Here is a 24,989-nt window from a genome sequence, read left to right as displayed (position 1 = left end):
TTCCTTCAGCTATGCCCGGACCGGTGCGGCGGCGTCGGCGAGGATCTCGCGCATCTTGCCCAATCCCTTGGCGCACTGGCTCTTCACGGTTCCGGCGGAGCAGCCCATGATCTCGGCGGTGTCCTCCACGGACAGGTCCTCCCAGTAGCGCAGGACCAGCGTGGCGCGCTGGCGCGGCGGCAGCCGGTCGAGCGCCGCCACGACCTCGAGCCGCAGATCGACGCCTTCCTGCGGGTGCTCGGACCGCGACGGCGACACGTCGTCGCTGGCGCGCTCGCGCCGGACCCACGCCAGGCGCCGGTGCGAGAGGTACATGTTCACGACGATCCGGCGCACGTACGCGGGCGCGCCGACCGGATCGATGCGCCGCCACACCGCGAACGCCTTCGTGAGCGCCTTCTGCACGATGTCGTCGGCCTCGAACCAGTCCCCGGACAGCAGGTACGCCTGCCGCCGCAGGGCGTCGCGCTGGGCCAGCGCGAACGACCGGAACTCGGCCTCTTGCTGCTCCTTGCTCTTCACAGGGCCTCTTTCACATGACGGGTCTGGGGGCCGCGCCCCGCCCGCGGTGGTGGATGCGGCGAGGGCACGGCACCGTACATAGGCGGGCGGGCCCGCGCCGGGTTGCCCGGACCCGGTCCTGTCTTGCGGGTCACCTGTGGGCCCGCGGCCTGGGCGGGCGGTTCATGGCGCTGATCGCCGAATCCATCCGACGGACGACCGGTGTCAGCGTGGACGACGACGGTGATGCCGGTCCGCCGTCCGCCTTCCCGGACAACGGATCGCACCAGGATCGATCAGCCGCTGCCTTGCGAGAACCGATGCAGCTCAGGCGATCATGGAAACGGCATGCGAAATGTGATCGAGGTTTCTCGCGGAGGGGCTTTCGACGGCCAGCGTGCCAGCGGATCCCGGTTCATCAGACCAGCGCGTGACCAGCATGCGTCGGTCAGTTGGGCTTCCTGCGTTTTGGAAAGCCCTCCTGACCACTGGTTCTGTGTCGGCCTAACTCTCGCTTATTCGAACCTGAACCCGCAGCTGGACGGCCTTCCGGAACGCCTGTCCGGCCCGTTGCCCACCCGCGGCCCCCAAACCGGCCCTTCGACCCCTGACTCCCCCGAGGACCAGCCCCCGGTCGCCTACCCACCAGCACCCCCACGCGCACTCGGTGCCCGCCTCTCCCCCGCCGATCAAGCCGACCTGATCGCCGCCTTCAACGCCGGCGCCACCCAGAAAACACTCGCCGCGAAATACCGCATCAGCGTCCGCAGTGTGAAACGCCTCGTCCACGGATCGTCAAACCGATCCCAAGCCACAGCCAACCGCCTTACGCCCGACCAACGCGACGCCATCGCCCACATATACGCCACCACAGGCGCCACCCAGGCCAAACTCGCCCGCACCTACGGCGTCGACACCAGCACCATCAAACGCCTCCTCCGGGAGGCCCGCAGCACCGAACCGGGTGCTCCGTTCGACTGAACCCAGGCCAGCACGGCCCCAGCCTCCTTCGCGCGAGAGGCCCGGAATGGAAGGCTCACTCGATGACCTCCAACGAACAACGCATCCTCGTCATCGGGGAACGGCGAGCGCAACTCAACACCCGCGCACTCGCCGACCTCCTCGTCACCGCAGCACAAACCGAACTACCCCCAGAAGACGACCACGGCCCACGACCACCCACCCGCATCAAGCGCCCAAACAAATAACACGCGACAGACCAGCACCCGCTTAGCAGGCGAGCCGCAGGTCAGCCGCAGTGAGCCACTGACCAGGGATTTCAGCACAATCCCAACGCGGGCAACTCAACAGGGGGGCAGAACTTAGGCAGGAAGCACCGAACAGGTTCGCGGAGATTTACAGCTGCGCCCAGGCCCGGGGAGACAAAGGCTATGACGTACTCGACCACGACCTGGTGATCACGGCATTTAAAGGGAAAGGCAAGCCCGAGTGACAGAAGGACTTCAACCGCGTTCACGCCCGACTCCGCGGACCCGGAGAGCGCATGTTCGCCCAGCTCGAAGCCTGGTCGATCCTCAACCAAGTCAGCAGCGACCCGAACCGGGCCACACAGATCGCAAAGCTCGTCCAAGTCCTCAACGACTGCGAACACCGGTCAAACTGAAACAGGCTCACTGCAATGCTCGATCTCTCGGAGTTCGTCTTCATCCAGGCGAACATCCTCACTTATCACGGACCGGTCCCGACCCGGTTTCAGCTCCACGACGGCGACCGCTGCCGCGATTCGAGCATAGAACCGGCCTTGAGCTGGAGCAACTGCTGGTGCTGGAGCGTGAGGTCGAGACTCGGATCGGGTCATGGCAGCCCGACACCGGACGCCGCAAGTCTCTGGAACTGTTAGCCGCCGTCGTGGCCTGCCTGATTTACCTGCGGCACAACTCCATCCAAACCGCGGTCGGTGCGCAGTCGCGGATCTCGCAGGCGACGGTCTCACGCTAAATCGAATCGCTCGAGCCGGTGGTCTCGACCTGCTTGGATTGCCTCGCCCTTGGCCTCCGTGAGCAGGCAATCCGCTCCGAACTGGTGGTTGACGGGTTCCTCATCCCCACCCGCGACCTCGGCTCACCGGCAGGCTTTGTTTCCGGCAAGCACCTGCACCCGGACTTGAACGTGCAGGTCGTCACCGATCTACGCGGGCGCGTGGACGACGGCGGGGATCGTGGTCGGATCGGTCCACGATGCGAAGGCCTTCAAAGAATCCGGGCTCGCGAAGGCCTACGAGATTCACCTTTACGGGGAAGGCCCGAGCCTGATCGGCGATCTCGGTGTGGTGCCGCTGACGCCGTACCGGAAGCCGGAGTGCCGCGAGCTCACCGTCGCCGAACGGCTGTTCAATCGGCAGGTGAACCGACGCTGCTGGGTGGTTGAGCAGGGCATTGCACATCCGCCCTCGTGGAAGGTACTCGCCATCGGATACTTCCCAAGGCCGACCGGACACTACAGACCGTAATCAAACTCCAGATGTACCGCCATCACTCAGAAGGAGCTCTTGCATGAGCTTCATGGCTACAACCAACCGAAAGCCCTATCGAAACCGCTCGACCCATTCAAGGCCACCAAGATTCATTTGATCTTGTCGGTAGCTTTCTTCAAAGTACTCACGCCAGCGGACCGGAGTCGTGAATTGAAGCCGATTAGACTCAGTTCCTATACATTCCTGATACGCTGGAATCCAGGGCCATTGGCGACTGAGACCTTCTGGGAATGGCAGTTCATGAAGAATGAATTTCACCAGAAACTTCATGAATCCCATGTCAAATTCTTGCCAGTATTCCTCATTATCAGTAACCACCACATTCCATTTATCTGGATTTGAATTAGATGTATCCCAAAAATACGAGCATGAACTATTTTCAGCCCACAACAACAATCCACCAGGATTAGGATAAAGCGGCAAAGGCTCTTTCGACCCGGTATTGATTCCTCCCGCGTCGTATACCTGATCTCGTTGGAACGTAAATCCATCTCTAGAACCTTCATACCTAGAAGTTATTTGGAGGAGATCCGCGGCAAGCCTACTCACCTCATCGAAATAATTGAATACGGTCAGCTCATGGCAAATCACGATAGTGTTGTAATTTGACGACCATTCCTTATAATCTCTGGGAAATTCAATCTCGAGTTGATCCTCGACCGCCATCCAATTCCGTACGGCATGCGACAGATCTGATCTACCGACCAGATTTTCGAATCGGTCCAGATAAGCTATCGACATTCCAAGGACTCCTCAATTCTAAACGCCGCACCAAGATCCAGGTACTCCCGCTTCCATATCTATGTCGTTGTCGAAGCAGATATCGCTGAAGTAACCCTGGTTTCCAATTGCAATTACCCTGATGCCGCCCAGACTTCCATCAGAATTATTGTAGTACGGCACCGAAATATATATAACATGTTCTCCTGCATTAACTCGGTTTTTTGCCGTCCGTTCAGCCTCGTTGTACATCGCGGGACTATTCATGCGCCATTGGTTGCAGGTGACTAGGTTAGCCACATCGTCACCTGTACCACTTTCAGTTATGAGGGAACCGCGCTGGGTGGGGTAACGCGGCGAACGTGAACATTAGACGAACCCGAGTCCACTGTCAACCGTGACAGAACCACCAACTGCCGCCTATCCGACAGATCTCCCGGATTCCCCTTGAAGCGCGGTGGCCGGAGCGCGACAGACGGTCCAACCCAGCGAGCCGCTCTCGCACGTTCTCTCTCTGGGGACTGCCCCGGGGGAGGGCCAGGGAATTTCAGATCATGATGGTGACGGGTGGGTGTGCGGGGTCGGTGGTGCAGTGGAAGATCTGGAGGTCGTAGCCGCAGCCGATGGTGAGATCGGGATCGGCGAGGGCCTGGACCGCCGCGCCAACGAGATGACGCTCCTCGACGGGCATCCAATGTGTCACCGTCTCGCGATCCCATTCGGTCATGGCGATGTCCAGCAGCGGCTGGGCGGGCGCGCCGCACCCGCACCGGACATCGAATGCTTCGAACAGGCCCCAGGGCGCGCTCCAGCCGCCGCTCTTCCGGCCGGGGACGACCGCGTTGTCGCGGTAGGCACCGGAGTTCTCGTCGCGTTCCCATTCCTTGTGCACGGAGGTCGGTGGGGAGCAGGTCGTAGTCGGGGTAGTCGGTGACCTGCTCGGGGGTGACGGTGCACGGCCGGGAACGTAGTCCTTGCATCCGGCCACTGTGGTTTCCGGCGGCTGGGTGGCGGTGCCGGTGAAGGCGCCGCTGTTGCGCCAGAACAACCTGACATCCAGCCAGGACTGACCGGGTTCATGGTCGAAGGGCACCACAGGACCTGGAGCAGGTCGGCTTCGTCGCCGAAAGGAACGGGTTGCGGCCCGGAGCGTGCAGTCCGTCCAAGAACGCGCGCTCCTCGGGCGTGAACCGGTCGTTCCTGGTCACGTTCGTCCTCGCCCAGGCCGTCTTCATAGTCTGCCGGTACCGGGCGGCCTCGTCGACGGTCGCAACGTCGTACCAGGAGTGCGCACGGTCGCAGACCGGCCAAGGCTCCTCGACCGGCCACCACAGCGGGCCGCCGATCGAAGACCGGTCGGCAGCCGGGTCACCGATGCGCGGATGCAGGCGCACCGCCGTGCGCGCCAGAGGTACGAGCTCGGGCCAGAGCGCGGCAACGTCCTACGGTCGCGCGGGAGTGGTGAGAGGCATGGATGGAACTTCCAACCGAGTCGAGCAGAGTGATGGGCTTGCGAACTGTAGTCCCAGCCTCCGACAGCGCTGACGGCCGCCGAAGGGCCTCGTCCGTTCGGGTGGGCGATCGCGCACGGCATGTGTCAGGACCGAGGACTCCAGCCACACCACCTCGGACTCGAGGGGCCGGCGCAGCCCACCACCCGTCGAGCGCACCCATGCCAGGTCTACGAGGCTCCGCGAACCAGGCCACGGTGCATGGCTACAAGGTAAGAACATCGGGTAGTCGGCTACTGCACGACGCCTGACGCCGAAGGCCGGTTACCGACCCGATTACCAGCCCCTGAACAGCAAGTTTGGGCAGCCGATTACCGACTGCCCAAACATGAAACATATTCACAGTTATCAATACGTTGTCGGGACGACAGGATTCGAACCTGCGACCCCTCACTCCCAAAGCGAGTGCGCTACCAAGCTGCGCCACGTCCCGAACCGGCCGCAACGCGGCCTCAGCAAGGGTACAGCACCACCGCCCCATACCGCTGCCCGGTATTCGGGGCGGCGGGGGTCGGGATGCGGGGGTTGACCTGGGGTGGGAGGCGGTCAGAGCTGGGGTGCGGCGCGGCCGTGGAGGAGGAGCTTCACCAGCTTCGTCACGATCATGGCGACGAGGAGGACGAGCGGGAGGGTGAGGAGGCCGAAGAGGATCACCAGGGGGAGGTACTGGGCCCAGTCGGCTGAGCCGGCGGCCCAGGCGCGCGGGATGTCGTAGCCGATGAAGATCGAGGGGCGGCCGGGCATGAGGTGGGCCTCGACCTCCTGGCCGACCTCGCAGCGGCCGGCGGCCTCGATGCGGGTCTCGACGGCGGGGCCGCCGTCGTCAGGGGTGAAGACGCCGGTGCAGACCTGCTCGCCGCGGCCGTCGTACTCGCTGAGGACCGTGGCGGTGCCGGGCGTCCCGGCCTGGCCGTGGGCGGCGCGGTAGCCGTCGACCATGGCCATGACGTTGGCGTACAAGGCGATCGGGAACGCCAGGAATATGAGCACGACGATGGCGAGAAGGACCGCGGCGAGGAGGGGATGCTGCTGCTTGGCCTTCTCGGCGCCCATGTCGACTCCGTTGCTCGGTGCGGATCGGTCGGGTGCATCATGCCCCGCCGCCGCAACCGGCGCTACTCCCGCCCGCCGCAGCGGCGGGCGCACAGGATCGGGTGCATCAGGTGCGCGAGGTCGTGCTGCCCGGTGACGGCGCGCGCGAACTCGAGGCGGACCCAGCGGCTGCGGCCGTGCGCGGCGGAGTGCTCGCCGAGGTCGACGACGAGGCCGTAGCGGTCGAGGCGCATCGCCTGCGGCGGCCCGTCGGCGAAGGCGGCGGCCTCGCCGAGGAGGCGGGAGAGGTAGTCGGCCAGCTGCGGCAGGTGGTGGTGGGCGAGGTCGGCGAGGAGGTCCTCCTCGCACTCCTGGAGCGGGTCGGGTTCGGCCGCGGCGTACGCGTCGAGGTCGATCGAGTCGATCACGCCGCCGCGGTTCAGGGTGACACGGGCGGGGACGAGGCGGTGCAGGGCGATCCCGTCGCCGACGTCGAACAGGTCGGGATCGGCCACCGACTCGGCGTATTCGAGGACGGCGTCGCTGATCTCGGCCTCGGGCACCGGGTGGAGGTCGCCGACGACCCGGACGCGGCCGAGGCTCGGCGCGCCGAAGCGAGGCGGCACGTCGTCGACCGCGAGGGCGACGCGCGGGGTCTCGCGGCCCCGGAGACGGGTCGCGAGCTCCTCGCCGGCCGGGACCAGGAGCAGCGGGCGTCCGAGGCGGTCCGCGGCGTGCTGGACGCCGGTGACGGCGAGCCCGTCCTCGAAGCGCAGCGCGCCAGGCAGCCGGCCCCGCACCAGCGTGCGGGCCACTTCGGCCGGGGTCGGACGCATGGCGGCTCCTTTGATCGAGGATGAAGTTAGCTGAGCCTACAGGAAATTAGGTATGCCTAACAAGAGCATCCTCGGCGTGGGGCGGCCCGGTCGCCCAGCTCCTGCGATCGGGGAGAACCGGCCGCTCAAGGTCACGCCCTTCACACCGCCGGGAAGCGCCCCGGCACCCGCATCGGCCGGCTTCGAGCTCGTCTCGGCCTGCAAGCGCTGCTCTACACAGGCGTGGAGGTGTTTCGGTCGCGTCGACGTCGCCGAGGATGTCGAACCACTGCTCTCCACGGACGTGGAGGTGTTACGCCTCCGCAAGACCGGGCACACGCTGCTCTCCACGGAGTGGAGGTATTCCGGATGTGCCGCCCGGGAACCGGCCACAAGGTGGCACCCGCGTCGACCGGCTCGCGCCGCCCGGGAAGCGCCCCGGCACTCGGCTCACGCCGCCCCGGAACCGGCCACATGGCTGAAGCGGCGACGGGGCCGCCGCGCCGAGGATTGCGGTATGGACGCTCCTCAGACCCGTCGCCGTCGTGAATGGACGATCGCGGCCGGGCTCTTCCTCCTCGCCCTCGTCCCGTCGATCGCCGGGGCCTTCCGCGTCGGCGAGATCGCCTCCGGCGCAGCCGAGACGGCCGCGAACGCGCGGTTCATGCGGATGCCGCTGCCGGTGGTCCTGCACATCGCCGGCGCGCTCGTGTACGCGACCGTCGGCGCCTTCCAGTTCCTGCCGGGCCTGCGCCGCAGGCACAACGCGTGGCACCGGTTCGCCGGGCGCTACCTCCTGGTGCCCGCCGGGTTCGCCGTGGGCGCCACCGGGATCTGGATGACCGCCGTGTACGACGTGCCCGCCACCGACGACGGCGCGGTCGCGGTCTCGCGCTTCATCGTCGGCGGCCTCATGATCGCGTTCCTGGCCCTCGGGGTCGCCGCGGTCGCGCGCCGCGACCACCTCGCCCACGGCGCGTGGATGATCCGGGCCTACGCACTCGCGATGGGCGCCGGGACGCAGGTGCTCACCTCGGGGCCCGCGCTCCTCCTCTTCGGCGAGCCGGACGCGATGTTCCGCCTCATCCAGATGGACGCCGGGTGGATCATCAACGCCCTGTTCGCCGAGTGGATCATCGCCCGGCGGCGCGCGGCGGCGCGGCGGCCTGCGACGATCACGGCGTGAACGTCATGAGGACCGCCGAGCGCCGGATCGCCGCCGCGTGGGCGCGACCGCCCGCGGCCGGGGCGGACGGTCCGCGGCCGCGGGACGCCGTCCCGGTGGGCCTCGCGGCCGCGGTGGGCGTGCTCGAGGCCGCGCTGCGGCCCGACCTCCCCTGGCCCGCGGCAACGGCCGCGGTGACCCTCGCGGTCCTGCCGGTCCTGCTGTGGCGGCGCACGCGCCCGCTCGTCGCGGTCGCGGGCATGGCCGCCGCGACGACCGGGCTCGCGCTCGCGCACCGGATCGCCGTCGTCGAACCGAACGCGCTCTTCGCGACGTTCGTGCTCCTGAGCATCCCGTACGCGCTGTTCCGCTGGGGCTCAGGGAGCGACCGCATCATCGGCGCCGCGGCGCTCGCGGTCGACCTGCTGTTCACGAGCTCCCTGAGTTCCGACCCGCTCGCCGAGACCGCGGCCGGGGTCGCGTTCCTCGGCGGCGCGTGCCTGCTGGGGGCGCTGCGGCGCGAGCGGGTCGAGTCGCGGGAGCGGCGCCTCGACCAGGTGCGGGCCCGCGAGCGCGAGGCCCTCGCGCGGGACCTGCACGACACCGTCGCGCACCACGTGTCGGCGATCGTGATCCGCGCGCAGGTCGCCGGGGCCGACCCGGGCGACAAGGCGCGGGTCGCGGAGTCGCTGCGCGTCATCGAGACCGAGGCGCAGGCGGTGCTGGCCGACATGCGGTCGCTGGTGCGGACGCTCCGCGCGCCCGCCGACTACCGGCCGACCGCGGGCCTGGAGGAGCTGGCCCGCCTGGCCGAGCCCGGGCCGCCGCCGGTGGCCGTGTCCGTCGCGGCGCCGGCGGACCTGCCGGGCATCGTCGCCTCGACGCTGTTCCGGATCGCGCAGGAGGGCGTCACGAACGCGCGCCGGCACGCGCGCGGCGCCACCAGGATCGACGTGGAGGTCACTGTGGACGAACGGGAGGCGCGGGTGCGCGTACGGGACGACGGGGCGCCGCCGCGCCCGGCATCGGGCGACGGCCACGGCCTCCAGGGCATGGCCGAGCGCGCGGCGCTCCTCGGCGGCGAGGTGGACGCCGGGCCGGACCCGGTCGGCGGCTGGACGCTGCGCGCGTCGATCCCGTTGGGGGGCAAGGCGTGATCCGGGTGATCGTGGCGGACGACCAGGAGCCGGTGCGCACAGGGCTGCGGCTACTGCTCGAGTCGCTCCCCGACGTCGAGGTCGTCGGCGAGGCCGCCGACGGGGTCGCGGCGGTGCGGCTGGCGCGGCGGGAGCGGCCGGACGTGGCGCTCCTCGACATCCGCATGCCGGGCCTGAACGGCATCGAGGCGACCTCGATGCTCGCGGGCCCCACCGTGGCCGACCCGGTCGCGGTCGTCGTCATCACCACGTTCGACCTGGACGAGTACGTGCACGGCGCGCTCCGCGCGGGCGCGAAGGGCTTCCTGCTGAAGGAGGCCGGCCCGCAGCTCATCGGCGAGGCCGTGCGGGCCGCCGCGAACGGCGACGCGCTCATCTCGCCGCAGGTCACGGCCCGGCTCCTCGGCGAGTTCTCGCGGCCGGTCAAGCGGGTGCGGGAGCCCGCGACGCCGCTGACCGGCCGCGAGGAGGACGTGCTCGCCCTCCTCGCGATCGGCCTGACGAACATCGAGATCGGCGAGCGGCTGTTCCTGTCGCTCGGCACCGTCAAGACCCACATCGCGGGCATCCTCGCGAAACTGGGGCTGCGCAACCGGGTCGAGGCCGCGATGTGGGCGTACGAGTCCGGCCGGGTGCGCAGCGAGGACTAGGGCCGGCCGGGCCGGTGCGGTCCGGCCGGCGGGGGCGGGCTAGAACGCGGCGTCGAACACGGGGGCGCTGAACGCCGTGAGCGCGAAGGCCGCGGCCAGCAGGCCGAGACCGAGGCCGCGGGTGCGGCGCGTGCCGAGCGGGAGTGCGGCGATGACGAGCAGCACGATCGCGATGAGGTAGAAGAGGGCTTGGAAGACAGCCATGTCGGCCTCCCAGCGGCGGGCGGAGGGCCGGGGCACCGCCCGTCGCCGCACTGGCGGCAAGATCCCGGCCTGCAAGTGCTGTACCCAAAGTGGAGGCCGAATCAACGCGATGCGAATGTGCGATTCGGAGGGTGGATTCGCCCGGTGCGTTGTGATTCGCCCGGAAACGACGAAGGGAAGGGGCCTCTCGCTCCCTCCCACTTCAGTTTATACCGCACCGGTCGCGAAACCGGCCGCATCGGGGTGCCGACGACCCCTCTGACCTGCGGCACAATGACGGGTCTGAGCATGAGATCCGCTGAGACGGGAGCTGGACATGCGAGTGTTGATGACGACCTTCGGATCGCGCGGAGACGTCGAGCCGATCGCGGGGCTCGCCGCGGAACTGCGCGCGCAGGGCGACGAGGCGGTGGTGTGCGCGCCGCCGGACGAGGAGTTCGCGCGCCGCCTCGGCGGCCTCGGCGTCGAACTCGTGCCGCTCGGGGAACCCGTGCGGCCCAAGATCAGCGGCGACCGGCCGCCGTCGCTCGCGGACGCGCCCCGGATCGCCTCCGGGCTCGTCGACGTCCAGTACGAGACGGTGCTCCGCGCGGGCGCGGGCTGCGACGCCGTCGTCGGGGCGGGCCTGCCGCCGGCCGGGGCCGCGCTCGCGGCCGAGCGGCTCGGCGTGCCGTACCGCTTCGCCGCGTACGTGCCGGGCGCGCTGCCCTCGCCGCTGCACCGCCCGCTCCCGCGGCCGGGGAAGCCGTTCCCGGAGGGCGAGAGCGACAACCGGGCCCTGTGGGAGGTCGACGCCGAGAACCTGCGGTTCCTGTACGGCCCGGCCCTGAACGCGCACCGCGCCGAGGTGGGGCTCGGCGAGGTCGAGGACGTGCGCGGCTACCTCCTCGGGGACGGGCCGCTGCTCGCCACCGACCCGCTGCTCGGGCCCTGGCCCGAGGACGCCGCGTCACCGGTCGTCCAGACCGGCGCGTGGTTCGTGCCGGACGAGCGGCCGCTCCCGGACGACCTGGAGGCGTTCCTCGACGCCGGCGAGCCGCCGGTGTACATCGGCTTCGGCTCCATGCCGTTCCAGTCCGGGAAGGACGCCGCCGCCGCGGCGGCCGCGGCCGTGCGCGCGCACGGGCGCCGGATCGTCGTCTCCCGCGGCTGGGCCGAGCTCGGCGTCAGCGGCCCCGACTGCTTCGCGGTGGGCGAGAGCAACCACCGGAAGCTGTTCCCGCGCATGGCGGCCGTCGTGCACCACGGCGGCGCGGGCACCACCCACAAGGCCGCGGCCGCGGGGGTGCCGCAGGTCGTGGTCCCCCAGATCGCCGACCAGCCGTACTGGGCCGGGCGGGTCGCCGCGCTCGGCATCGGCGCCGGGCACGACGGCCCGGTCCCGACGTTCGACGCGATGGCCGCGGCCCTGGAGACCGCGCTCGCACCCGCGACGCAGGCGTGCGCGGCCGAGGTCGGCGCGGGCATCGTCACCGACGGCGCGGCCCGGGCCGCGCGGCTCCTCAGCGAGGGGGACCGCCGGTGAGCGCACCCCGCGCGAGCGCGTTCGACCTGCCGGAACGCCTGTCCGCCAAGGCGGACCCGGCGCTCATCGCCGCCGACGAGCGGCACTTCGCTGACATCGCCGCGACCCTGGAGCGGTCGGTCGCCGACCTGTCCGCGCAACTGGCGGCCCTGCGGCGGGCTCCCGGCGGCACCGGCCGGTTCGAGGGCCAGGACGCCGCCGACCGGGACCGCGACATCCACCGGCTCACCGGCCGCATCGCGACCCTGCGCCGGTACGGGCTCGACCTGTGCCTGGGGAAGGCCGTCGGCCGGGACGGCACCACCGTCTACATCGGTCGGATCGGGCTCACCGACGGCGCGGGCCGGCGGCTGCTGGTCGACTGGCGGTCCCCGGCGGCCGAGCCGTTCTTCGGTGCGACGCACGGGGAGCCGATGGGCCTGGAGAGCCGCCGCCGCTACCGGTGGACGGGCGGGCGGATCACCGACTACTGGGACGAGGTGTTCGACGCGGACGGCTTCGCCGGCCACGCCGCGGCGCTGGACGACCAGTCGGCGTTCATCGCGAGCCTGGGCACCGAGCGGTCGGAGCGGATGCGGGACGTCCTCGGCACCATCCAGGCCGACCAGGACGCGGTCATCCGGGCGCCTGCGAGCGGCGCGCTCGTGGTCGACGGCGGGCCGGGCACCGGCAAGACCGTCGTCGCGCTCCACCGCGCCGCGTACCTGCTGTACTCCGATCCGCGCCTGGGCCACCACCGCGGCGACATCCTCGTGGTCGGCCCGAGCGAGCCGTACCTCGCGTACGTCTCCGACGTGCTGCCGAGCCTCGGCGAGGAGGGCGTGCAGACCTGCACGCTCCGCGACCTCGTCCCCGGCGGCGCCGACCTGCCCGCCGAGGCCGACCCGGAGGTCGCCCGGCTCAAGGCGTCCGCCGAGCTGGTGCGGGCGGTCGAGGCGGCCGCGCGCCGCTACGAGCTGCCGCCCCAGCGCGGCATGCGCCTCGACACCCCTTGGGGCGAGGCGTATCTGAGCGCCGCGGACTGGGCCGACGCGTTCGGCGCGGCCGGACCCGCCGTCGCGCACAACGAGGCCCGCGACCTGGTGTGGCGGGAACTGGTGGCGATCGTCCTCGCGAAGCTCCCCGAGGACGCCGCCGAGGAGCCGCTGCGCCGCGACCTCGCCCGCGACCGCGAGTTCCGGACCGCGTTCGACAAGGCGTGGCCGCTCATCGAGCCGGCCGACCTCGTCGCCGCGTTCTGGGCCTCCCCCGAGTTCCTCGCCTGGTGCGCCCCGCACCTCGGGAACGCCGAGGTCGCGCGGCTCCAGCGGCCGGACCCGTTCGCGTGGACCGCGTCCGACCTGCCGCTGCTCGACGCGGCCCGCCGGCGCCTCGGCGACGCGGAGGCGTCGCGGCGGGCCCGGCGCCGGGAGGCCGAGATCGCCGCCGAGCGGGAGGTCATCGACAAGGTCGTGGAGGACATCCTCGAAGCCGGCGACGGGAACGTCGAGGAGATGGTCATCCTCCACGGCGCCGACCTCCAGGACGCGCTCGTGCACTACGAGGACCTGGAGGAGGCCGACCCGGACCCCCTCGCGGGGCCGTTCGCGCACATCGTGGTCGACGAGGCCCAGGAGCTCACCGACGCCGAGTGGCAGATGCTGCTCCAGCGGTGCCCCTCGCGCAGCTTCACGATCGTCGGCGACCGGGCCCAGGCCCGGCGCGGCTTCACCGAGTCGTGGACCGAGCGGCTGGAGCGGGTCGGCATGGGGCGCGTCGACATCCGCTCGCTGACCATCAACTACCGGACGCCCGAGGAGGTCATGGCCGAGGCCGAGCGGGTCGTCAGGGCGGCGCTGCCGGACGCGAACGTGCCGACGTCGGTGCGCCGCGGCGGCGTCCCGGTGGGGCGCGGGTCCAGGGCCGATCTCGAAGGGCTGCTGGAGGACTGGCTGGCGTCGCACCCCGAGGGGACGGCGTGCGTCATCGGGGACCCGGGGTTCGCGGCCCGCCCGCGCGTCCGCTCGCTCACGCCCGAGCTGTCGAAGGGCCTCGAGTTCGACCTCGTGGTCCTCGTCGACCCCGAGGACTTCGGGGACGGGATCGAGGGGGCCGTGGACCGGTACGTGGCGATGACGCGCGCCACGCAGCGGCTGGTCGTGCTCACGAGCTGAGTCCGCTTGCGGGGCAGACGGAACGGGTCGCCGCGGCCGACCGGGGCCGAGCCGCGGCGACCCGCGCGGCCCGGACGGCTACTGCGAGAGGGTGTCGTAGAGGTCGTCCGGGTCGATCTGGGCCCGGTACTTGAACATGAGCGACACGTCGGCGCCGAAGGAGCCGAGCCGGTCGTTCGGGTCGGTGATGAACTTCGGCTCGGCCCACTGCTGCGCGATCACCGCGACCGGGCTGCCGTTCACCTCCAGCACCCAGGTCGCGCGCCCGCCCGCGATCTGCGCCAGGAACCGGCGCTGCCGCAGGTACGCGACCGCCTCGGCGATCGTGCTCGACTCCGGCAGGTCGACGGTCTCGGCGTGCGGGTACACGTCGTCGCCCATGGCGACGCTGGATCGGTCCACGTTGATGTTCATCGTTCGCCTCCTGCCCCCGATTCTGCCCCGCGGCCCGGGGCCCGCCGCCGCGGTTCGGCGATATCGGCGCGCCGATGAATCGGATGCCCCAGGCTCGTCCTATCCCCAGGAACCCGTTGGAGTGAGGAGACATCATGACCGAACCCGAGACGCACACGCTGGACGCGCCGGGCGCCGAACTGCACTACGACGTCCGCGAGGGCGACGGGCCGACACTGCTGCTGATCGGCTCGCCGATGGCCGCCGCCGGCTTCGTCACGCTCGCGTCGCACTTCCCCGACCGGCGCGTGGTCACCTACGACCCGCGCGGGTCCGAGCGCAGCCGCCGCACCGACGGCGCCGAGGAGTCGACGCCGGAGGAGCACGCCGACGACCTGCGCCGCGTCATCGAGGCGGCCGGCGGCGCGCCCGTGGACGTGTTCGCGAGCAGCGGCGGGGCCGTGAACGCGCTAGCGCTCGTCGCCGCTCACCCGGAGCTCGTCGGGACCCTCGTCGCGCACGAGCCGCCGGCCGCGAGCGCGCTGCCGGACAGCGAGTTCGCGCTGGCGGCGAGCCGCGACATCCGGGACACGTACCTGAAGTCCGGGTTCGGCGCGGGGATGGCGAGGTTCCTCGCGCTCGTCACGCACGAGGGGCCGTTCACCGCCGAGTACCTGGAGCGGCCCGCGCCCGACCCGGCCGCGTTCGGCCTGCCGGCCGAGGACGACGGCACGCGGGACGACCCGCTGCTGGGCCAGAACATGCGCACCTGCGGGGCGTACGAGCACGACTACCAGGCGCTGCGGGCCGCGTCGACGCGGATCGTGGTCGCGGTGGGCGCCGAGTCCGGCGACACGTTCGCCGCCCGGGGCGGGCGCGCGGTGGCCGAGCGGATCGGCGTCGAGCCGCTCGTGATGCCCGGGGACCACGGCGCGTTCCTCGGCGGCGAGTACGGGCAGACGGGCAAGCCGGACGAGTTCGCGGCGGCCCTGCGGGACGTCCTCGCGAAGTAGTGCGTTCGAGCGCGGTCCGGGTGCCCGGACCGCGCTCGCGCGTTTAGGAGTGGGCCTCGTTGTAGCGGGCGACCACGCCGTCGGGGAGCTTGCCGCGGGCCTTCACGGGGAGGTTGTTCTCCTCGGCCCAACGGCGGATGTCGCGGTTGCGGTCGCGGTCGTCGCGGGAGGTGGTGCCGCGGGCCTTCACGGGGAGGACCTTGCTCGCGTGGTAGCGGCCCAGTTCGGTGCCGAACTCGCGGTAGGCCGTGAGGCGGTCGCGCAGCTCCTCGGCGTGCGCGTCGGAGAGGTCGATGCTGTACAGGTAGCCGTCGATGCCGAACTCGACCGTCGAGGCCCCCTCGCTCCCGTCGATGTCGTCGAACAACGTGACCACGGTCTTCTTCGCCACTGCGTCGCCTTCCTAACAGGATCATGACCTTCGCGCACCGCGCGTGCGGCGGGCCGGTGAACGGCGACGCGGCAACGGGTGCGGGAGCAGTACCGTCCCTCTTTGGAGAGCGGCGGTTCCGCACATACTAGCGAAACCGTCTCCCGCCGGAACTGACGCGGGCCCCGATCCGGCCGGGATCAGACCGGTGCCCCGATCCGGTGCTCGGCGCGGGCCTGCGCGTGCACGGCGCGGGCGAGCCAGACGAGCGCCGCGCCGCCGGCGATGTGCACGGCGCTGACGAACAGGTCGTCGGGCAGGGGCGCGAGCAGCGCGATGAGCGGGAACGCGAAGGCGTACAAGGCGACCGGGACGCGCGGATAGACGCCGGCGCGGAGCATCGCGACGCCGAAGAGGACGGTCCCGGCGCTGAAGACGAGGGCGCTGCCGAGGAGCGCGGCCGTGGCCGCCGCCGGGAGGCCCGCGGTGACGGCGGGGTCGAGGTGGATGAGGACCAGGTTCAGGGCGAAGCCCGCGCCGCCGAACAGGCCGAGTCCGACCAGGTTGAGCGCGTAGGCGATCGAGCCGAGGCCGCGGGCGGCGCCGCGGTGGCCGAGGTGGAGGGCGACGACGAGGGGCAGGCCGAGCGCGGGGGCGATCCCGAGGGCGAGGCCCGTCGCCGGGACCTCCCCCGTGACGATCTCGACGGCGGAGGCGGCGGCGATGAGGACGCCGGAGGCGGCGCCGGTGGCGGCGCCGATGCGAAGCGGTGCGTTCATGCCTCCGACGCTAGGGACGGCGCGGCCGCGGCGGCAGTGCCGCGGGGCCGGAGTCGGCCGCCGCGCGGCGCCGGGACCCGTGCCGGCCGGCACATGACCTCCGGCAGGTTGACCGGACCCGTTGGGCTGCATATCCTGCGGTCATGCCCCTCCCCTCCCGGCCGCGGCGCCCCGACGGGCTCCCGGCGGCCCCGGTCCCGTGGGTCTCGCCGGCCCTGTACGCGGCGGTCGCCGTCGCGGGCGCCTACGCGGGCCTCCGGGGCCTGGGCGACACGCGCGCCCTGCCGTTCGCGGCGGGCCTCGCCGCGCTGGCCGCGCTCGACTGGGGCGAGCGCCGCCGCTGGCCGGCCGGGACGCCGCCGCTGCCGGGGACGCTGCTGCTGGCGGTGCGCCTGGGCCTGTTCCTGGTGGTGGCCGCCGCGGACGGGTCGGGGCTGTCGCGGGTGCTGTTCCTGCTGCTGCCGTTCGGCGCGTACTTCGTACTCGGGCCGGCTGCGAGCGTCGCGGCCGGGGCGTTGTGCTTGGGCGGCATCGTGATCGGGTTCCAGCTCGCCGACCCGGCCTGGCACGGGCGGACCGAGGCGGTGGCCGACGTGCTCATGTTCGCGATCGGCCTGGTCCTCGCGGTCGCGATGGCGTCGGTCGCGGTCGAGGAGCAGCGCCAGCGCGCCCGGGTGGAGTCCTCGCACGCGCGGCTGCGGGCCTACGCCGACCAGGTCGCGGACCTGTCGGCGGCCGCCGAGCGCGGGCGGCTGGCCCGCGACATCCACGACGGGCTCGGGCACCACCTGACGGCGATCAGCGTGCTGCTGGAGAAGGCGGCGGCGTACCGGGACCGCGATGCGGCCGTGGCGGACGCGGCGGTCGCGGACGCGCGGCACTCGGCGCAGCGGGCGCTGGAGGAGGTCCGGGCGTCGGTGCGGACGCTGCGCGCCGACGCCGAGCCGTTCCGGCTGGCGGCCTCGCTGGAGGAGCTGGCGCTGCGCTCGGGCCGGTCGCCGCTCGTGGTGGTCGAGGCCGGGGGCGACGAGGGGCCGTTCACGCGGGACGCGCTGGTGGCGCTGTTCCGGGCCGCGCAGGAGGGGGTCACGAACGCGCGCAGGCACGCCGGGGCCGAGCGGGTCGAGGTGCGGTTGCGGCTGGAGGCGGACCGGGGGCGGCTCGTGGTCGCCGACGACGGGCGCGGCTTCGCGGCGGGCCGGGAGGGCGCGGGCCTGGCGGGGATGCGGGAGCGGCTGGAGCTGGCGGGCGGGACGCTCGCGGTCGAGAGCGCCCCGGGGGCGGGGACGCGGCTGACGGCGGTCGTGCCGAGCGCGGCGGGATGAGGGCGGCGGTGGAAGACGAAGGGGCGCAGTCGATCCGGGTGGTCGTGGCGGACGACCAGCGGCTGGTGCGCGAGTCGATCGCGGCGCTGCTGGACCTCCAGGAGGGCATCGCGGTGGTGGGGACCGCGGCCGACGGCCGCGAGGCGGTCGAGGCGGCGGTGGAGACGGGCGCGGACCTGGTGCTCATGGACGTGCGGATGCCCGGCGGGGACGGGATCGCGGCGACGCGGGCGCTGCGGGAGCGGCGGCCGGAGTGCCTGGTCGTCATGCTCACCACGTTCGACGACCAGGACAGCATCGTGGAGGCGATGCGGGCGGGAGCCCGCGGGTACCTGCTCAAGGACCGGCCGTCGCAGGACCTCGCCGACGCGATCCGCACCGCGTGCACCGGCGTGGTCCAGTTCGACCCGGCCGCCGCGGCGAGCCTCACGGCGGCGCTCGCCCCCGCGCGGGCCGAGCCGCAGCTGCCGGACCGCCTGTCGGACAGGGAGGTCGACGTGCTTCGCCTCCTCGGCGCCGGGGCCACGAACCGCGAGATCGCCGCGCGCCTGTACCTCAGCGAGGGCACGGTGAAGAACCACGTCTCGCGCATCCTCGCCCGCCTGGGACTGCGCGACCGCACCCAGGCGGCGATCTACGCCCGCGATCGCGGCCTGCGCTGAACCGTCTGCGCCGCATCACGTCTCCTCGTTCGCGGCCGCCCGCCTGCCCTGCCGCCACGTCTCCATGAGCTGCCTGCCGAGCAGGTCGACGGCCGTGCCGACGCCGTGGATCAGCGCGGCCGCCGCCACCGCGACGACGACCAGCGCGATCCCGCCGCCCAGCAGGCCGACCAGCACGCCGCCGACCAGCGTCACGAAGGCGAACACGCTCATCCAGGACGCGGTGCTCCCGGCGCGCTTGACCGCGAGCCGGACCTCGTTCTCGTAGTCCTTCATGGATTCACGATAGGGCGCGCGGCCGCCCGCCGGGGTCCCCGCGCGCGCCGCCTCAGACGGGCAGGGTGAGGACCGTCCGCCAGCCGCCGTCCGGGGTGGGGTCCCAGGTGAGGGTGCCGCCGAGGAGGGCGGCGCGCTGGTGGAGGCCGAGGAGGCCGTGGCGGGAGCTGGGGAGGGGGACCGCGGCGCGGGTCGGGGCGGTGTTGGTGACGGCGACGGTGATGCCGTCGCCGGTGCGGGCCAGGACGACGTCGGCGCGGGCGCCCGGGGCGTGCTTGCGGACGTTCGTCAGCGACTCCTGGACGGTGCGGTAGATCGCCCGCTCCTTCGGCGGGTCGAGGTCCGGGAGGTCGGCGACGTGGAGCTCGGCCTCGATGCCGCTGGCGCCGACGAGGTCGCCGAGCTGCGCGAGGGTCGGCTGCGGCGCGAGGTCGGTGGGGCCTCCGCCGCCCGCGCGGAGCACGTTCACCATGTGGCGCAGCTCGTCCAGGGTGCGGACGGAAAGCCTGCGGATGGTGCCGGCGGCCTCCTTCGCCTCCGGGTCGGCGGTGCTCACCTGGAGCGCGCCGGCGCGGACCGCGATGAGGCTGACCTGGTGCGAGACGACGTCGTGCATCTCGCGCGCGAGCTGGGCGCGCTCCTCGGCGAGGACCTTCTGGGTCGCCATGAGCTGCTCGTGCTCGCGCGCCTCGGTGATCTCGGCGAGCCGCGCCGACAGCTCGCGGCGCACCTGCACGAACTGGCCGAGGAACGCCGCGGCCGCGCTCGGCGCGAGCGCGTACGCGATGCTCGCGAGCCACCACGAGTCCGCGAACAGCGCCTCGGGCCCCGAGCCGATCGGCCAGATCGTGCACGCGGCCAGGACCAGCGAGCACACCGCGAGGAGCCAGCGGCGGTGCGAGGCGACCGCGAGCGTGTACAGGGCGATGAGCGGGGCCGCGGACTCGCCGATGAAGTACGCGGTCGGCAGCGTCAGCGCGAACACCGCGAGCGGGAAGCGGCGGCGGGCCGCCAGCGCGAGCACGCCGAGCGCGGTCAGCGCGGTCTCCCACGTCAGCTCGGGATACCAGAACGTGAACCAGAGGTCGGCGGCCGCGACGACGACGAGCGCCGCGTCCGTCATCCACGGCCGCCAGCGGCCGGTCACCGCTCGCCCCGCAGGAGCCCGGCCCGCTCTGCGACGAGCGCGGCCTGGACCCGGCCGGTGACCCTGAGCTTGGTGAGGATGGCGCTCACGTGGTCCTTGACGGTGCCGACGCCGAGGTAGAGGCGGGCCGCGATGTCGCCGTTGGAGAGGCCGTCGGCGAGGAGCACCAGGATCTCCCGTTCGCGGGCGCTCAGCCGGTCGACGGCCTCGGTCGAGCGGGTGCGCCCGGCCAGGTAGCCGTCGACGACCGTGGAGGTGACCTTCGGGGAGAGCACGACGCCGTCGGCGGCGAGGGTGCGCACCTGGAGCGCGAGGTGCTCGGGGTCGGTGTCCTTGAGGAGGAACCCGGCCGCGCCCATGCGCAGGGCCGCGGCCACGTACTCGTCGGTGTCGAACGTGGTGAGCATGGCGACCACGGGCGGGCTCGGCAGGGCCCGGATGCGCTCCAGGATGGTGAGCCCGTCGACGTCGGGCATGCGGATGTCGAGGAGGACGACGTCGGGGTGGAGCCGCCCGACCTCGGCGAGGGCCTGGCGGCCCGAGACCGCGGCGACCACCTCGATGTCCCCGGCCGCGTTCAGGATGTGCTGGAACCCGGTGCGGATGAGGGCTTCGTCGTCGACGACCAGGACCCGGATCATGCGGCCTCCTCTCAATGGCGCTGGTCGATTCGTAGCACGCCGCCGCCACCCTCCGCCGCCCGGCACGCGCCCGGGTGTGGGCGTTCTCGCAGGTCGAACCGGTCCGGGGCGGTGAAGACCCGCCGATCGGCGGGGGCGGAAAGGCCGGGCGGCGGGACGGTTGCACCTCGGCGGCGGGAGGCGACCCGCGCATCGCCGGATGGGAACCGGCTCGGTCCCGCCGCACCTTGGATCCATGACTGACACCGTCGCCTTGCAGCCGAGGGACCCGGCGCTCGCCGAGCCGCCGCCCTCGAAGCCCGACTCGATCGGCCGCATCGTCGGCCTCGACGCCGCCCGCGCCGTCGCCGTGTTCGGCATGTACTACTCGCACGTCGGCCCGTGGGCCGACGAGACCGGCACCTGGAAGTCCTTCCTCATGGACCTCCCGCACGGCCGGTCCTCCGCGCTGTTCGCGACCCTCGCCGGGCTCTCGCTCGTGCTCATCGCAGGCGGCTCGCGGCCCAAGTCCGGCCGGCCGCTGCGGCAGGCCGTCGTCAAGATCGCGATCCGCGCGGTCCTGCTGCTGGCCCTGGGCACGTGGCTGACCGCGACGGGCACCTCGATCGTGGTGATCCTCGCGTACTACGGCCTGTACTTCCTGCTCGCGCTCCCGTTCGTGAAGCTGCGGGCCCGCACCCTCGCGATCCTCGCGGCCGTCGTCGGCCTCGGCGGGCCGGTCCTCGTCCAGTGGCTGTGGACGGTGGACACCGCCTGGATGGAGCGGTTCGACGCGGGCGACCCGCTGGTCGGGTGGGGCGGGGACGGCCTGCTCTCGCTGCTGTTCAACGGGACGTACCCGGCCGTGTCGTGGATGGCGTACCTCTTCGCGGGCATGGCCCTGGGGCGCCTCGACTTCGCGCGCAAGGCCGTCCGGGTCCGCCTCGCGGTCGTCGGCCCCTCGCTAGCCCTGCTCGGCTACGGCGGCGCCTGGCTCGCCGGGAAGTTCCTCCCCGCGCCCGCCGAGCCCGACTACACCGCGTTCGACCAGGCGTGGACGAAGGCCCTCGAAGGCACCGACTCCGCGAACTGGACGGCCGAGCAGTGGAAGGAGTGGGACGCCGAGCACGCCTGGATCTACGACAAGCTGCCCGACGACCCGTCCGCCACCGGGTTCGACTGGACGGCCCTGGTCGGCGCGTCCCCGCACTCGGGCACCCCGTTCGAGCTCGCCGGGAACATCGGCGTCGCGATCTCGGTCATCGTCGGCCTCGTGGCGCTCCTCGGGTACTGCGGCCGCGCGAGCGTGTGGTCGCGGCGCGTCCTCGCCCCGCTCGTCGCGGTCGGCTCGATGTCGCTCACGGTCTACGTCGCGCACATCGCGGGCGTCTGGTACCTCGTCGACCACCCGGCGAACGGCGTCGGCTACGAGACGGGCTGGCGCATGTGGGCGGTGTTCGTGGTCGTCGCGATGGTGTTCGCGCTCCTCTGGCGGCGGTTCCTCAAGCGGGGCCCGCTGGAGTGGATCATGACGCTCGCGACCAAGCCCGCGAAGTACGTGAAGTAGCCCGGACCCCGGCCCGCGAGCGGCGGGCCGGGGTTCAGTCGGCCAGCGCCGCCGCGGCGGCGATGAGGTCCGACAGCGGCCCGGACGGCGGCACCGCCTTGGGCCACACCAGGGCGACCGTGCTCGGGGCGACGCCCTCGACCTCGCGGTAGGCGATGTCGGGGCGGGCGTAGTAGCGGGCGGCGCTCGCGGGGGCGAGGGCGATGCCGTCGCCGTTGGCGATGGCGGTGAGCCAGTCGTCGGGGTGCTCGGCGACCGCGCCGACCTTCACGGGGCGGCCGCCGCGGGCGTCGGCCGCGACCCAGTGGTCGCGGAAGGCGCCCGCGGCGCCGGGCGCGGCGATGAACGGCTCGTCCAGAAGCTCCTCGAACCGCAGCGACTCCCGGCGCGCCAGGGGATGGCCCGCGGCCATCGCGACGCAGCGCGGCTCGGTGAGCAGGGCCAGGGACGCGAACTCGTCCTGGCGCGGGAACGGCAGCCGCATGAAGGCGGCGTCGACCTCGCCGGAGACGAGACCGGCGGCCGGGTCGCCCCAGCTCGCCTGGCGCAGTTCGATCCGCCAGTCGGGGCGGCACTCGCGGAACCGGGCGATGATCGGCTGGGTCTTCTCGTTGGCGGCGCTGGCGAGGAAGCCGACGCGGAGCACCCGGGAGGCCTCGGCCTCGGCGCCGCGGACGGCGCGGCGGGCCGCGTCCCAGGCGTCGAGGACGGACGGGAGGGCGGCGGCGAGGGCCTCGCCGGCGGCGGTGGGGGCCATGCCGTGCTTGGAGCGCTGGAAGAGGCGGGCGCCGAGCCGTTCCTCCAGCTGCCGGATCTGCTTGGTGAGCGCCGGCTGCGAGAGGTAGAGCCGCTGGGCGGCGCGGGTGAGGCTGCCTTCCTCGGCGACGGCCCGGAAGGAGCGGAGCAGCCGCGTGTCGACATCCATAACGTCAGGTTATCGATACTGGTATTGGACGCGCGCGGGGATCGGCAAGAGACTTGGGGAGGTCCGGCGGAGGGTCCGCCGGGCGAGGAGGTTCGCCGGATGTTCGTCGCCTTTGCCGTGGTCAACGTGCTCGCCATCGCCGCCAACGCGGTCGAGTCGGTCGCGAACTTCATGGGCGCCGCGTGGGTGAAGCGGAACTCGCGGGCGGTCGGGGTGCCCGACTCGTGGCTGCCGTTCCTGGGTTTCGTGAAGGGCGCGGCGGCCGTCGGGCTCGCGGTCGGGTTCTTCTGGCGGCCGCTGGGGATCGCGGCCGCGGCCGGGCTCGTGCTGTTCTTCGTGCTCGCCACGGCGTTGCACGTCAAGGAGCGCGTGTTCCACAACTTCGCCGGCCCGGTGATGTTCCTGGGGCTGAGCGTCGCGGCGCTGTGGCTGATGCTCGTCGTCTGAACGCGAGCGGTCGGCGGGGGACCGGGGTCCCCCGCCGACCTGGCGGACGGGTTCGGGTGCGGGGCTAGAGCCCGGCGGCGATGGCGTTCATGAGCTCGCCGTTCGCGGTGTCGCCCGAGAGCTCCCACGAGAAGGCGCCGCCGAGGCCCTGGCTGTCGAGCCAGGCCATCTTCGTCGCGATCGTCGCGGGGGTGTCGTAGCTCCACCATTCGCTGCCGCACTTGGCGTACGCGGTGCCGCCGACGGTGCCGGTGGCCGGGCACTCGGTCTTGAGGACCTTGTAGTCGTCGATGCCGGCCTCGTACGTGCCCGGCGCCGCGCCGGTGGCGGAGCCGCCCGGCGCCGACTGGGTCACGCCCGTCCAGCCCCTGCCGTAGAAGCCGAAGCCCAGGAGCAGCTTGGAGGACGGGATGCCGAGCGACTTGAGCTTGGCGATGGCGGTGGCGCCGTCGAAGCCGGCGATGGGCTGGCCGCTGAAGGAGTTGAGCGGCGAGTGCGGGGCGGTGGGCCCGTCGGCGTCCCAGGCGCCGAAGTAGTCGTAGGTCATGACCATGTAGAAGTCGACGTACTGGGCCGCGGCGGCGTAGCCGCCCTTCTCGATCTTGCCGCCGGAGGTGCCGTCGGCGGTGATCGCGGAGGTCACGAGGGCGTTGGCGCCGAAGCGGTCGCGGAGCGCCTTCATGAGGTTCGGGTAGGCCGAGGTGCCGCTGGTGTCGCAGGTGAGGCCGCAGGCGTTCGGGTACTCCCAGTCGATGTCGATGCCGTCGAACAGGCCGGCCCAGCGGGCGTCGTTGACGAGGTTGTAGCAGGAGTTCGCGAAGGCGACCGGGTTCTGGGCGGCCTGGGTGAAGCCGCCGGACCAGGTCCAGCCGCCGAAGGACCACACGATCTTCAGGTCCGGGTACATCTCCTTGAGCTTGAGCAGCTGGTTGAAGTTGCCGCGCAGGGCGCCGGTGTCCCAGGTGTCGGCGACGCCGTCCACCGAGGACGCGGCGTCGTAGAACTTGTCGATGGCCGCGTAGGAGTCGCCCATGGTGCACTGGCCGTTCTGGACGTTGCCGAACGCGTACACGATGTGGGTGAGGTCCTCGGCCGAGCCGGAGGTGACGAGGTTCTTCACGTGGTAGTTGCGGCCGTAGACGCCCCACTCGGTGAAGTACGCGGCGTTGATCGCGCCGCCGGTGCCGGGATTGCCGGTGGGTTCCTCGGTGGGCTCCTCGCTGGTGGGCGGGGTCGTCGGGTCGGTGCCGCCGCCGCAGGCCTCGAGCGTCTGCCAGACGCCCCACTGGCCGGTGGTGCCGGGCTCCTCGTTGGTGGTCCACCACTTGGCCTTGTAGTTGTAGCCCTCGTGGCTGACCAGGTCGCCGCCGACGTACACCTCGGAGGCGGCCCAGGGCTCGTTGCAGGTGACGGCCGCGTTCGCGGAGAAGGGGTTCGCGACGGTGTAGATCAAGCCGGTCGTGAACAGGGCCAGGGCCGCGGTCACGACGGCGATGAACCGCCGGGTCCTCAGTCGTCTCAATGTTCCTCCCAAAAGT

28 protein-coding genes and 1 tRNA gene are annotated in these 24,989 nt (G+C 71.8%); 13 read left to right on the top strand and 16 right to left on the bottom strand.

The features are described 5' to 3' along the window. Positions 1-9: 9 nt before the first annotated feature. A complete protein-coding gene (locus tag EIW28_RS07590; protein ID WP_125247100.1) occupies positions 10-522 on the bottom strand; it encodes a SigE family RNA polymerase sigma factor in 513 nt (170 codons plus the stop codon). Between the two features lie 327 nt (positions 523-849). On the opposite strand from EIW28_RS07590, the gene EIW28_RS07585 reads away from it, so the two are divergent. From EIW28_RS07585 to EIW28_RS07580, 3 genes are all read left to right on the top strand, one after another. Then, on the top strand, positions 850-1,482 hold the full coding sequence (locus EIW28_RS07585) for a helix-turn-helix domain-containing protein (RefSeq protein ID WP_158630316.1): 633 nt from the start codon (positions 850-852) through the stop codon (positions 1,480-1,482). Between the two features lie 62 nt (positions 1,483-1,544). Further along, positions 1,545-1,709 carry a hypothetical protein gene (locus EIW28_RS24120; RefSeq protein ID WP_158630315.1) on the top strand — a complete coding sequence of 55 codons (165 nt, stop codon included), beginning with the start codon at positions 1,545-1,547 and terminating at the stop codon, positions 1,707-1,709. 971 nt (positions 1,710-2,680) lie between these two features. Continuing rightward, positions 2,681-2,971, top strand: a complete 291-nt coding sequence (locus EIW28_RS07580) for a transposase family protein (RefSeq protein WP_158630314.1) — start codon at positions 2,681-2,683, stop codon at positions 2,969-2,971. Between the two features lie 75 nt (positions 2,972-3,046). Here the strand turns inward: EIW28_RS07580 and EIW28_RS07575 are convergent, their stop codons facing one another. The 6 genes from EIW28_RS07575 to EIW28_RS07550 all read right to left on the bottom strand — a co-directional run bounded on the left by EIW28_RS07575 (position 3,047) and on the right by EIW28_RS07550 (position 7,094). Beyond that, positions 3,047-3,661: an SMI1/KNR4 family protein gene (locus EIW28_RS07575; RefSeq protein ID WP_158630313.1), complete on the bottom strand. Its 615-nt coding sequence runs from the start codon at positions 3,659-3,661 to the stop codon at positions 3,047-3,049. Positions 3,662-3,754: 93 nt separating this feature from the next. After that, positions 3,755-3,967: a hypothetical protein gene (locus tag EIW28_RS07570; RefSeq protein ID WP_125247096.1), complete on the bottom strand. Its 213-nt coding sequence runs from the start codon at positions 3,965-3,967 to the stop codon at positions 3,755-3,757. A gap of 295 nt (positions 3,968-4,262) precedes the next feature. Then, positions 4,263-4,808 (bottom strand): hypothetical protein, encoded by a 546-nt coding sequence (locus EIW28_RS07565; protein WP_158630312.1) that lies wholly within the window; start codon positions 4,806-4,808, stop codon positions 4,263-4,265. A gap of 777 nt (positions 4,809-5,585) precedes the next feature. Beyond that, positions 5,586-5,659 (bottom strand) — tRNA-Pro (locus tag EIW28_RS07560). A 113-nt stretch (positions 5,660-5,772) separates the two neighbouring features. Further along, complete coding sequence (locus EIW28_RS07555; RefSeq protein ID WP_125247094.1) at positions 5,773-6,279, bottom strand: hypothetical protein; 507 nt, start codon at positions 6,277-6,279, stop codon at positions 5,773-5,775. A gap of 62 nt (positions 6,280-6,341) precedes the next feature. Then, positions 6,342-7,094, bottom strand: a complete 753-nt coding sequence (locus tag EIW28_RS07550) for a DUF2470 domain-containing protein (protein ID WP_125247093.1) — start codon at positions 7,092-7,094, stop codon at positions 6,342-6,344. A 496-nt stretch (positions 7,095-7,590) separates the two neighbouring features. Between EIW28_RS07550 and EIW28_RS07545 the strand changes: the two genes are divergently transcribed. The 3 genes from EIW28_RS07545 to EIW28_RS07535 are packed head-to-tail and all read left to right on the top strand — an operon-like array spanning position 7,591 to position 10,045. Next, a complete protein-coding gene (locus EIW28_RS07545) occupies positions 7,591-8,259 on the top strand; it encodes a DUF2306 domain-containing protein (protein ID WP_125247092.1) in 669 nt (222 codons plus the stop codon). A 5-nt stretch (positions 8,260-8,264) separates the two neighbouring features. Continuing rightward, positions 8,265-9,395 carry a sensor histidine kinase gene (locus EIW28_RS07540; RefSeq protein ID WP_232013898.1) on the top strand — a complete coding sequence of 377 codons (1,131 nt, stop codon included), beginning with the start codon at positions 8,265-8,267 and terminating at the stop codon, positions 9,393-9,395. Then, positions 9,392-10,045, top strand: a complete 654-nt coding sequence (locus EIW28_RS07535; protein ID WP_125247090.1) for a response regulator — start codon at positions 9,392-9,394, stop codon at positions 10,043-10,045. The genes EIW28_RS07540 and EIW28_RS07535 overlap by 4 nt, the downstream gene beginning before the upstream one ends. 39 nt (positions 10,046-10,084) lie before the next feature. Here EIW28_RS07535 and EIW28_RS24475 read toward each other — a convergent pair whose 3' ends face one another. Then, positions 10,085-10,249 (bottom strand): hypothetical protein, encoded by a 165-nt coding sequence (locus EIW28_RS24475; RefSeq protein WP_187350583.1) that lies wholly within the window; start codon positions 10,247-10,249, stop codon positions 10,085-10,087. A gap of 316 nt (positions 10,250-10,565) precedes the next feature. Between EIW28_RS24475 and EIW28_RS24645 the strand changes: the two genes are divergently transcribed. Together EIW28_RS24645 and helR are read left to right on the top strand one after the other, a co-directional pair. Beyond that, positions 10,566-11,774, top strand: a complete 1,209-nt coding sequence (locus EIW28_RS24645; RefSeq protein WP_197717139.1) for a glycosyltransferase — start codon at positions 10,566-10,568, stop codon at positions 11,772-11,774. Beyond that, positions 11,771-13,927 carry an RNA polymerase recycling motor ATPase HelR gene (helR, locus tag EIW28_RS24640; protein WP_197717138.1) on the top strand — a complete coding sequence of 719 codons (2,157 nt, stop codon included), beginning with the start codon at positions 11,771-11,773 and terminating at the stop codon, positions 13,925-13,927. Before EIW28_RS24645 ends, helR begins: the two co-directional genes overlap by 4 nt. Before the next feature lie 78 nt (positions 13,928-14,005). On the opposite strand, the gene EIW28_RS07525 is transcribed toward helR, so the two are convergent. After that, on the bottom strand, positions 14,006-14,341 hold the full coding sequence (locus EIW28_RS07525) for a hypothetical protein (protein WP_125247089.1): 336 nt from the start codon (positions 14,339-14,341) through the stop codon (positions 14,006-14,008). A 134-nt stretch (positions 14,342-14,475) separates the two neighbouring features. Between EIW28_RS07525 and EIW28_RS07520 the strand changes: the two genes are divergently transcribed. Continuing rightward, the gene (locus EIW28_RS07520; protein WP_125247088.1) at positions 14,476-15,333 is read left to right on the top strand and encodes an alpha/beta fold hydrolase; all 858 of its coding nucleotides are present in this window, start codon (positions 14,476-14,478) and stop codon (positions 15,331-15,333) included. A 43-nt stretch (positions 15,334-15,376) separates the two neighbouring features. Here the strand turns inward: EIW28_RS07520 and EIW28_RS07515 are convergent, their stop codons facing one another. After that, positions 15,377-15,724 carry a histone-like nucleoid-structuring protein Lsr2 gene (locus EIW28_RS07515; RefSeq protein WP_125247087.1) on the bottom strand — a complete coding sequence of 116 codons (348 nt, stop codon included), beginning with the start codon at positions 15,722-15,724 and terminating at the stop codon, positions 15,377-15,379. 179 nt (positions 15,725-15,903) lie between these two features. Further along, a complete protein-coding gene (locus tag EIW28_RS24115) occupies positions 15,904-16,482 on the bottom strand; it encodes a hypothetical protein (RefSeq protein ID WP_158630311.1) in 579 nt (192 codons plus the stop codon). Between the two features lie 143 nt (positions 16,483-16,625). Between EIW28_RS24115 and EIW28_RS07505 the strand changes: the two genes are divergently transcribed. After that, entirely contained in the window at positions 16,626-17,807 is a 1,182-nt protein-coding gene (locus tag EIW28_RS07505; RefSeq protein WP_125247086.1) for a sensor histidine kinase, read from the top strand. Positions 17,808-17,815: 8 nt separating this feature from the next. Then, a complete protein-coding gene (locus tag EIW28_RS07500; protein ID WP_232013844.1) occupies positions 17,816-18,469 on the top strand; it encodes a response regulator in 654 nt (217 codons plus the stop codon). A gap of 15 nt (positions 18,470-18,484) precedes the next feature. Here EIW28_RS07500 and EIW28_RS07495 read toward each other — a convergent pair whose 3' ends face one another. From EIW28_RS07495 to EIW28_RS07485, 3 genes are read right to left on the bottom strand one after another with little or no spacing between them, the layout of a single operon-like run. Next, complete coding sequence (locus EIW28_RS07495; protein WP_125247084.1) at positions 18,485-18,745, bottom strand: hypothetical protein; 261 nt, start codon at positions 18,743-18,745, stop codon at positions 18,485-18,487. 52 nt (positions 18,746-18,797) lie between these two features. Then, positions 18,798-19,892 carry a sensor histidine kinase gene (locus tag EIW28_RS07490; protein WP_232013843.1) on the bottom strand — a complete coding sequence of 365 codons (1,095 nt, stop codon included), beginning with the start codon at positions 19,890-19,892 and terminating at the stop codon, positions 18,798-18,800. Continuing rightward, on the bottom strand, positions 19,889-20,533 hold the full coding sequence (locus EIW28_RS07485; protein WP_125247083.1) for a response regulator: 645 nt from the start codon (positions 20,531-20,533) through the stop codon (positions 19,889-19,891). Before EIW28_RS07485 ends, EIW28_RS07490 begins: the two co-directional genes overlap by 4 nt. A 235-nt stretch (positions 20,534-20,768) precedes the next feature. Here EIW28_RS07485 and EIW28_RS07480 point away from each other — a divergent pair, with 235 nt between their 5' ends. Beyond that, positions 20,769-22,079 carry a DUF418 domain-containing protein gene (locus tag EIW28_RS07480; RefSeq protein ID WP_125247082.1) on the top strand — a complete coding sequence of 437 codons (1,311 nt, stop codon included), beginning with the start codon at positions 20,769-20,771 and terminating at the stop codon, positions 22,077-22,079. A gap of 34 nt (positions 22,080-22,113) precedes the next feature. Here EIW28_RS07480 and EIW28_RS07475 read toward each other — a convergent pair whose 3' ends face one another. After that, entirely contained in the window at positions 22,114-23,004 is an 891-nt protein-coding gene (locus EIW28_RS07475) for a LysR family transcriptional regulator (RefSeq protein ID WP_125247081.1), read from the bottom strand. Between the two features lie 99 nt (positions 23,005-23,103). Between EIW28_RS07475 and EIW28_RS07470 the strand changes: the two genes are divergently transcribed. Beyond that, a complete protein-coding gene (locus EIW28_RS07470) occupies positions 23,104-23,451 on the top strand; it encodes a DoxX family protein (protein ID WP_125247080.1) in 348 nt (115 codons plus the stop codon). 64 nt (positions 23,452-23,515) lie between these two features. Here EIW28_RS07470 and EIW28_RS07465 read toward each other — a convergent pair whose 3' ends face one another. Next, positions 23,516-24,973 (bottom strand): glycosyl hydrolase family 18 protein, encoded by a 1,458-nt coding sequence (locus EIW28_RS07465; protein WP_232013842.1) that lies wholly within the window; start codon positions 24,971-24,973, stop codon positions 23,516-23,518. Between the last annotated feature and the right edge of the window lie 16 nt (positions 24,974-24,989).

Source organism: Glycomyces terrestris (genome assembly GCF_003933745.1).
Lineage (GTDB): Bacteria > Actinomycetota > Actinomycetes > Mycobacteriales > Micromonosporaceae > Glycomyces > Glycomyces terrestris.
Note: the sequence above shows the minus strand (reverse complement) of the source record. Positions and strands in the feature narration are given on the sequence as shown.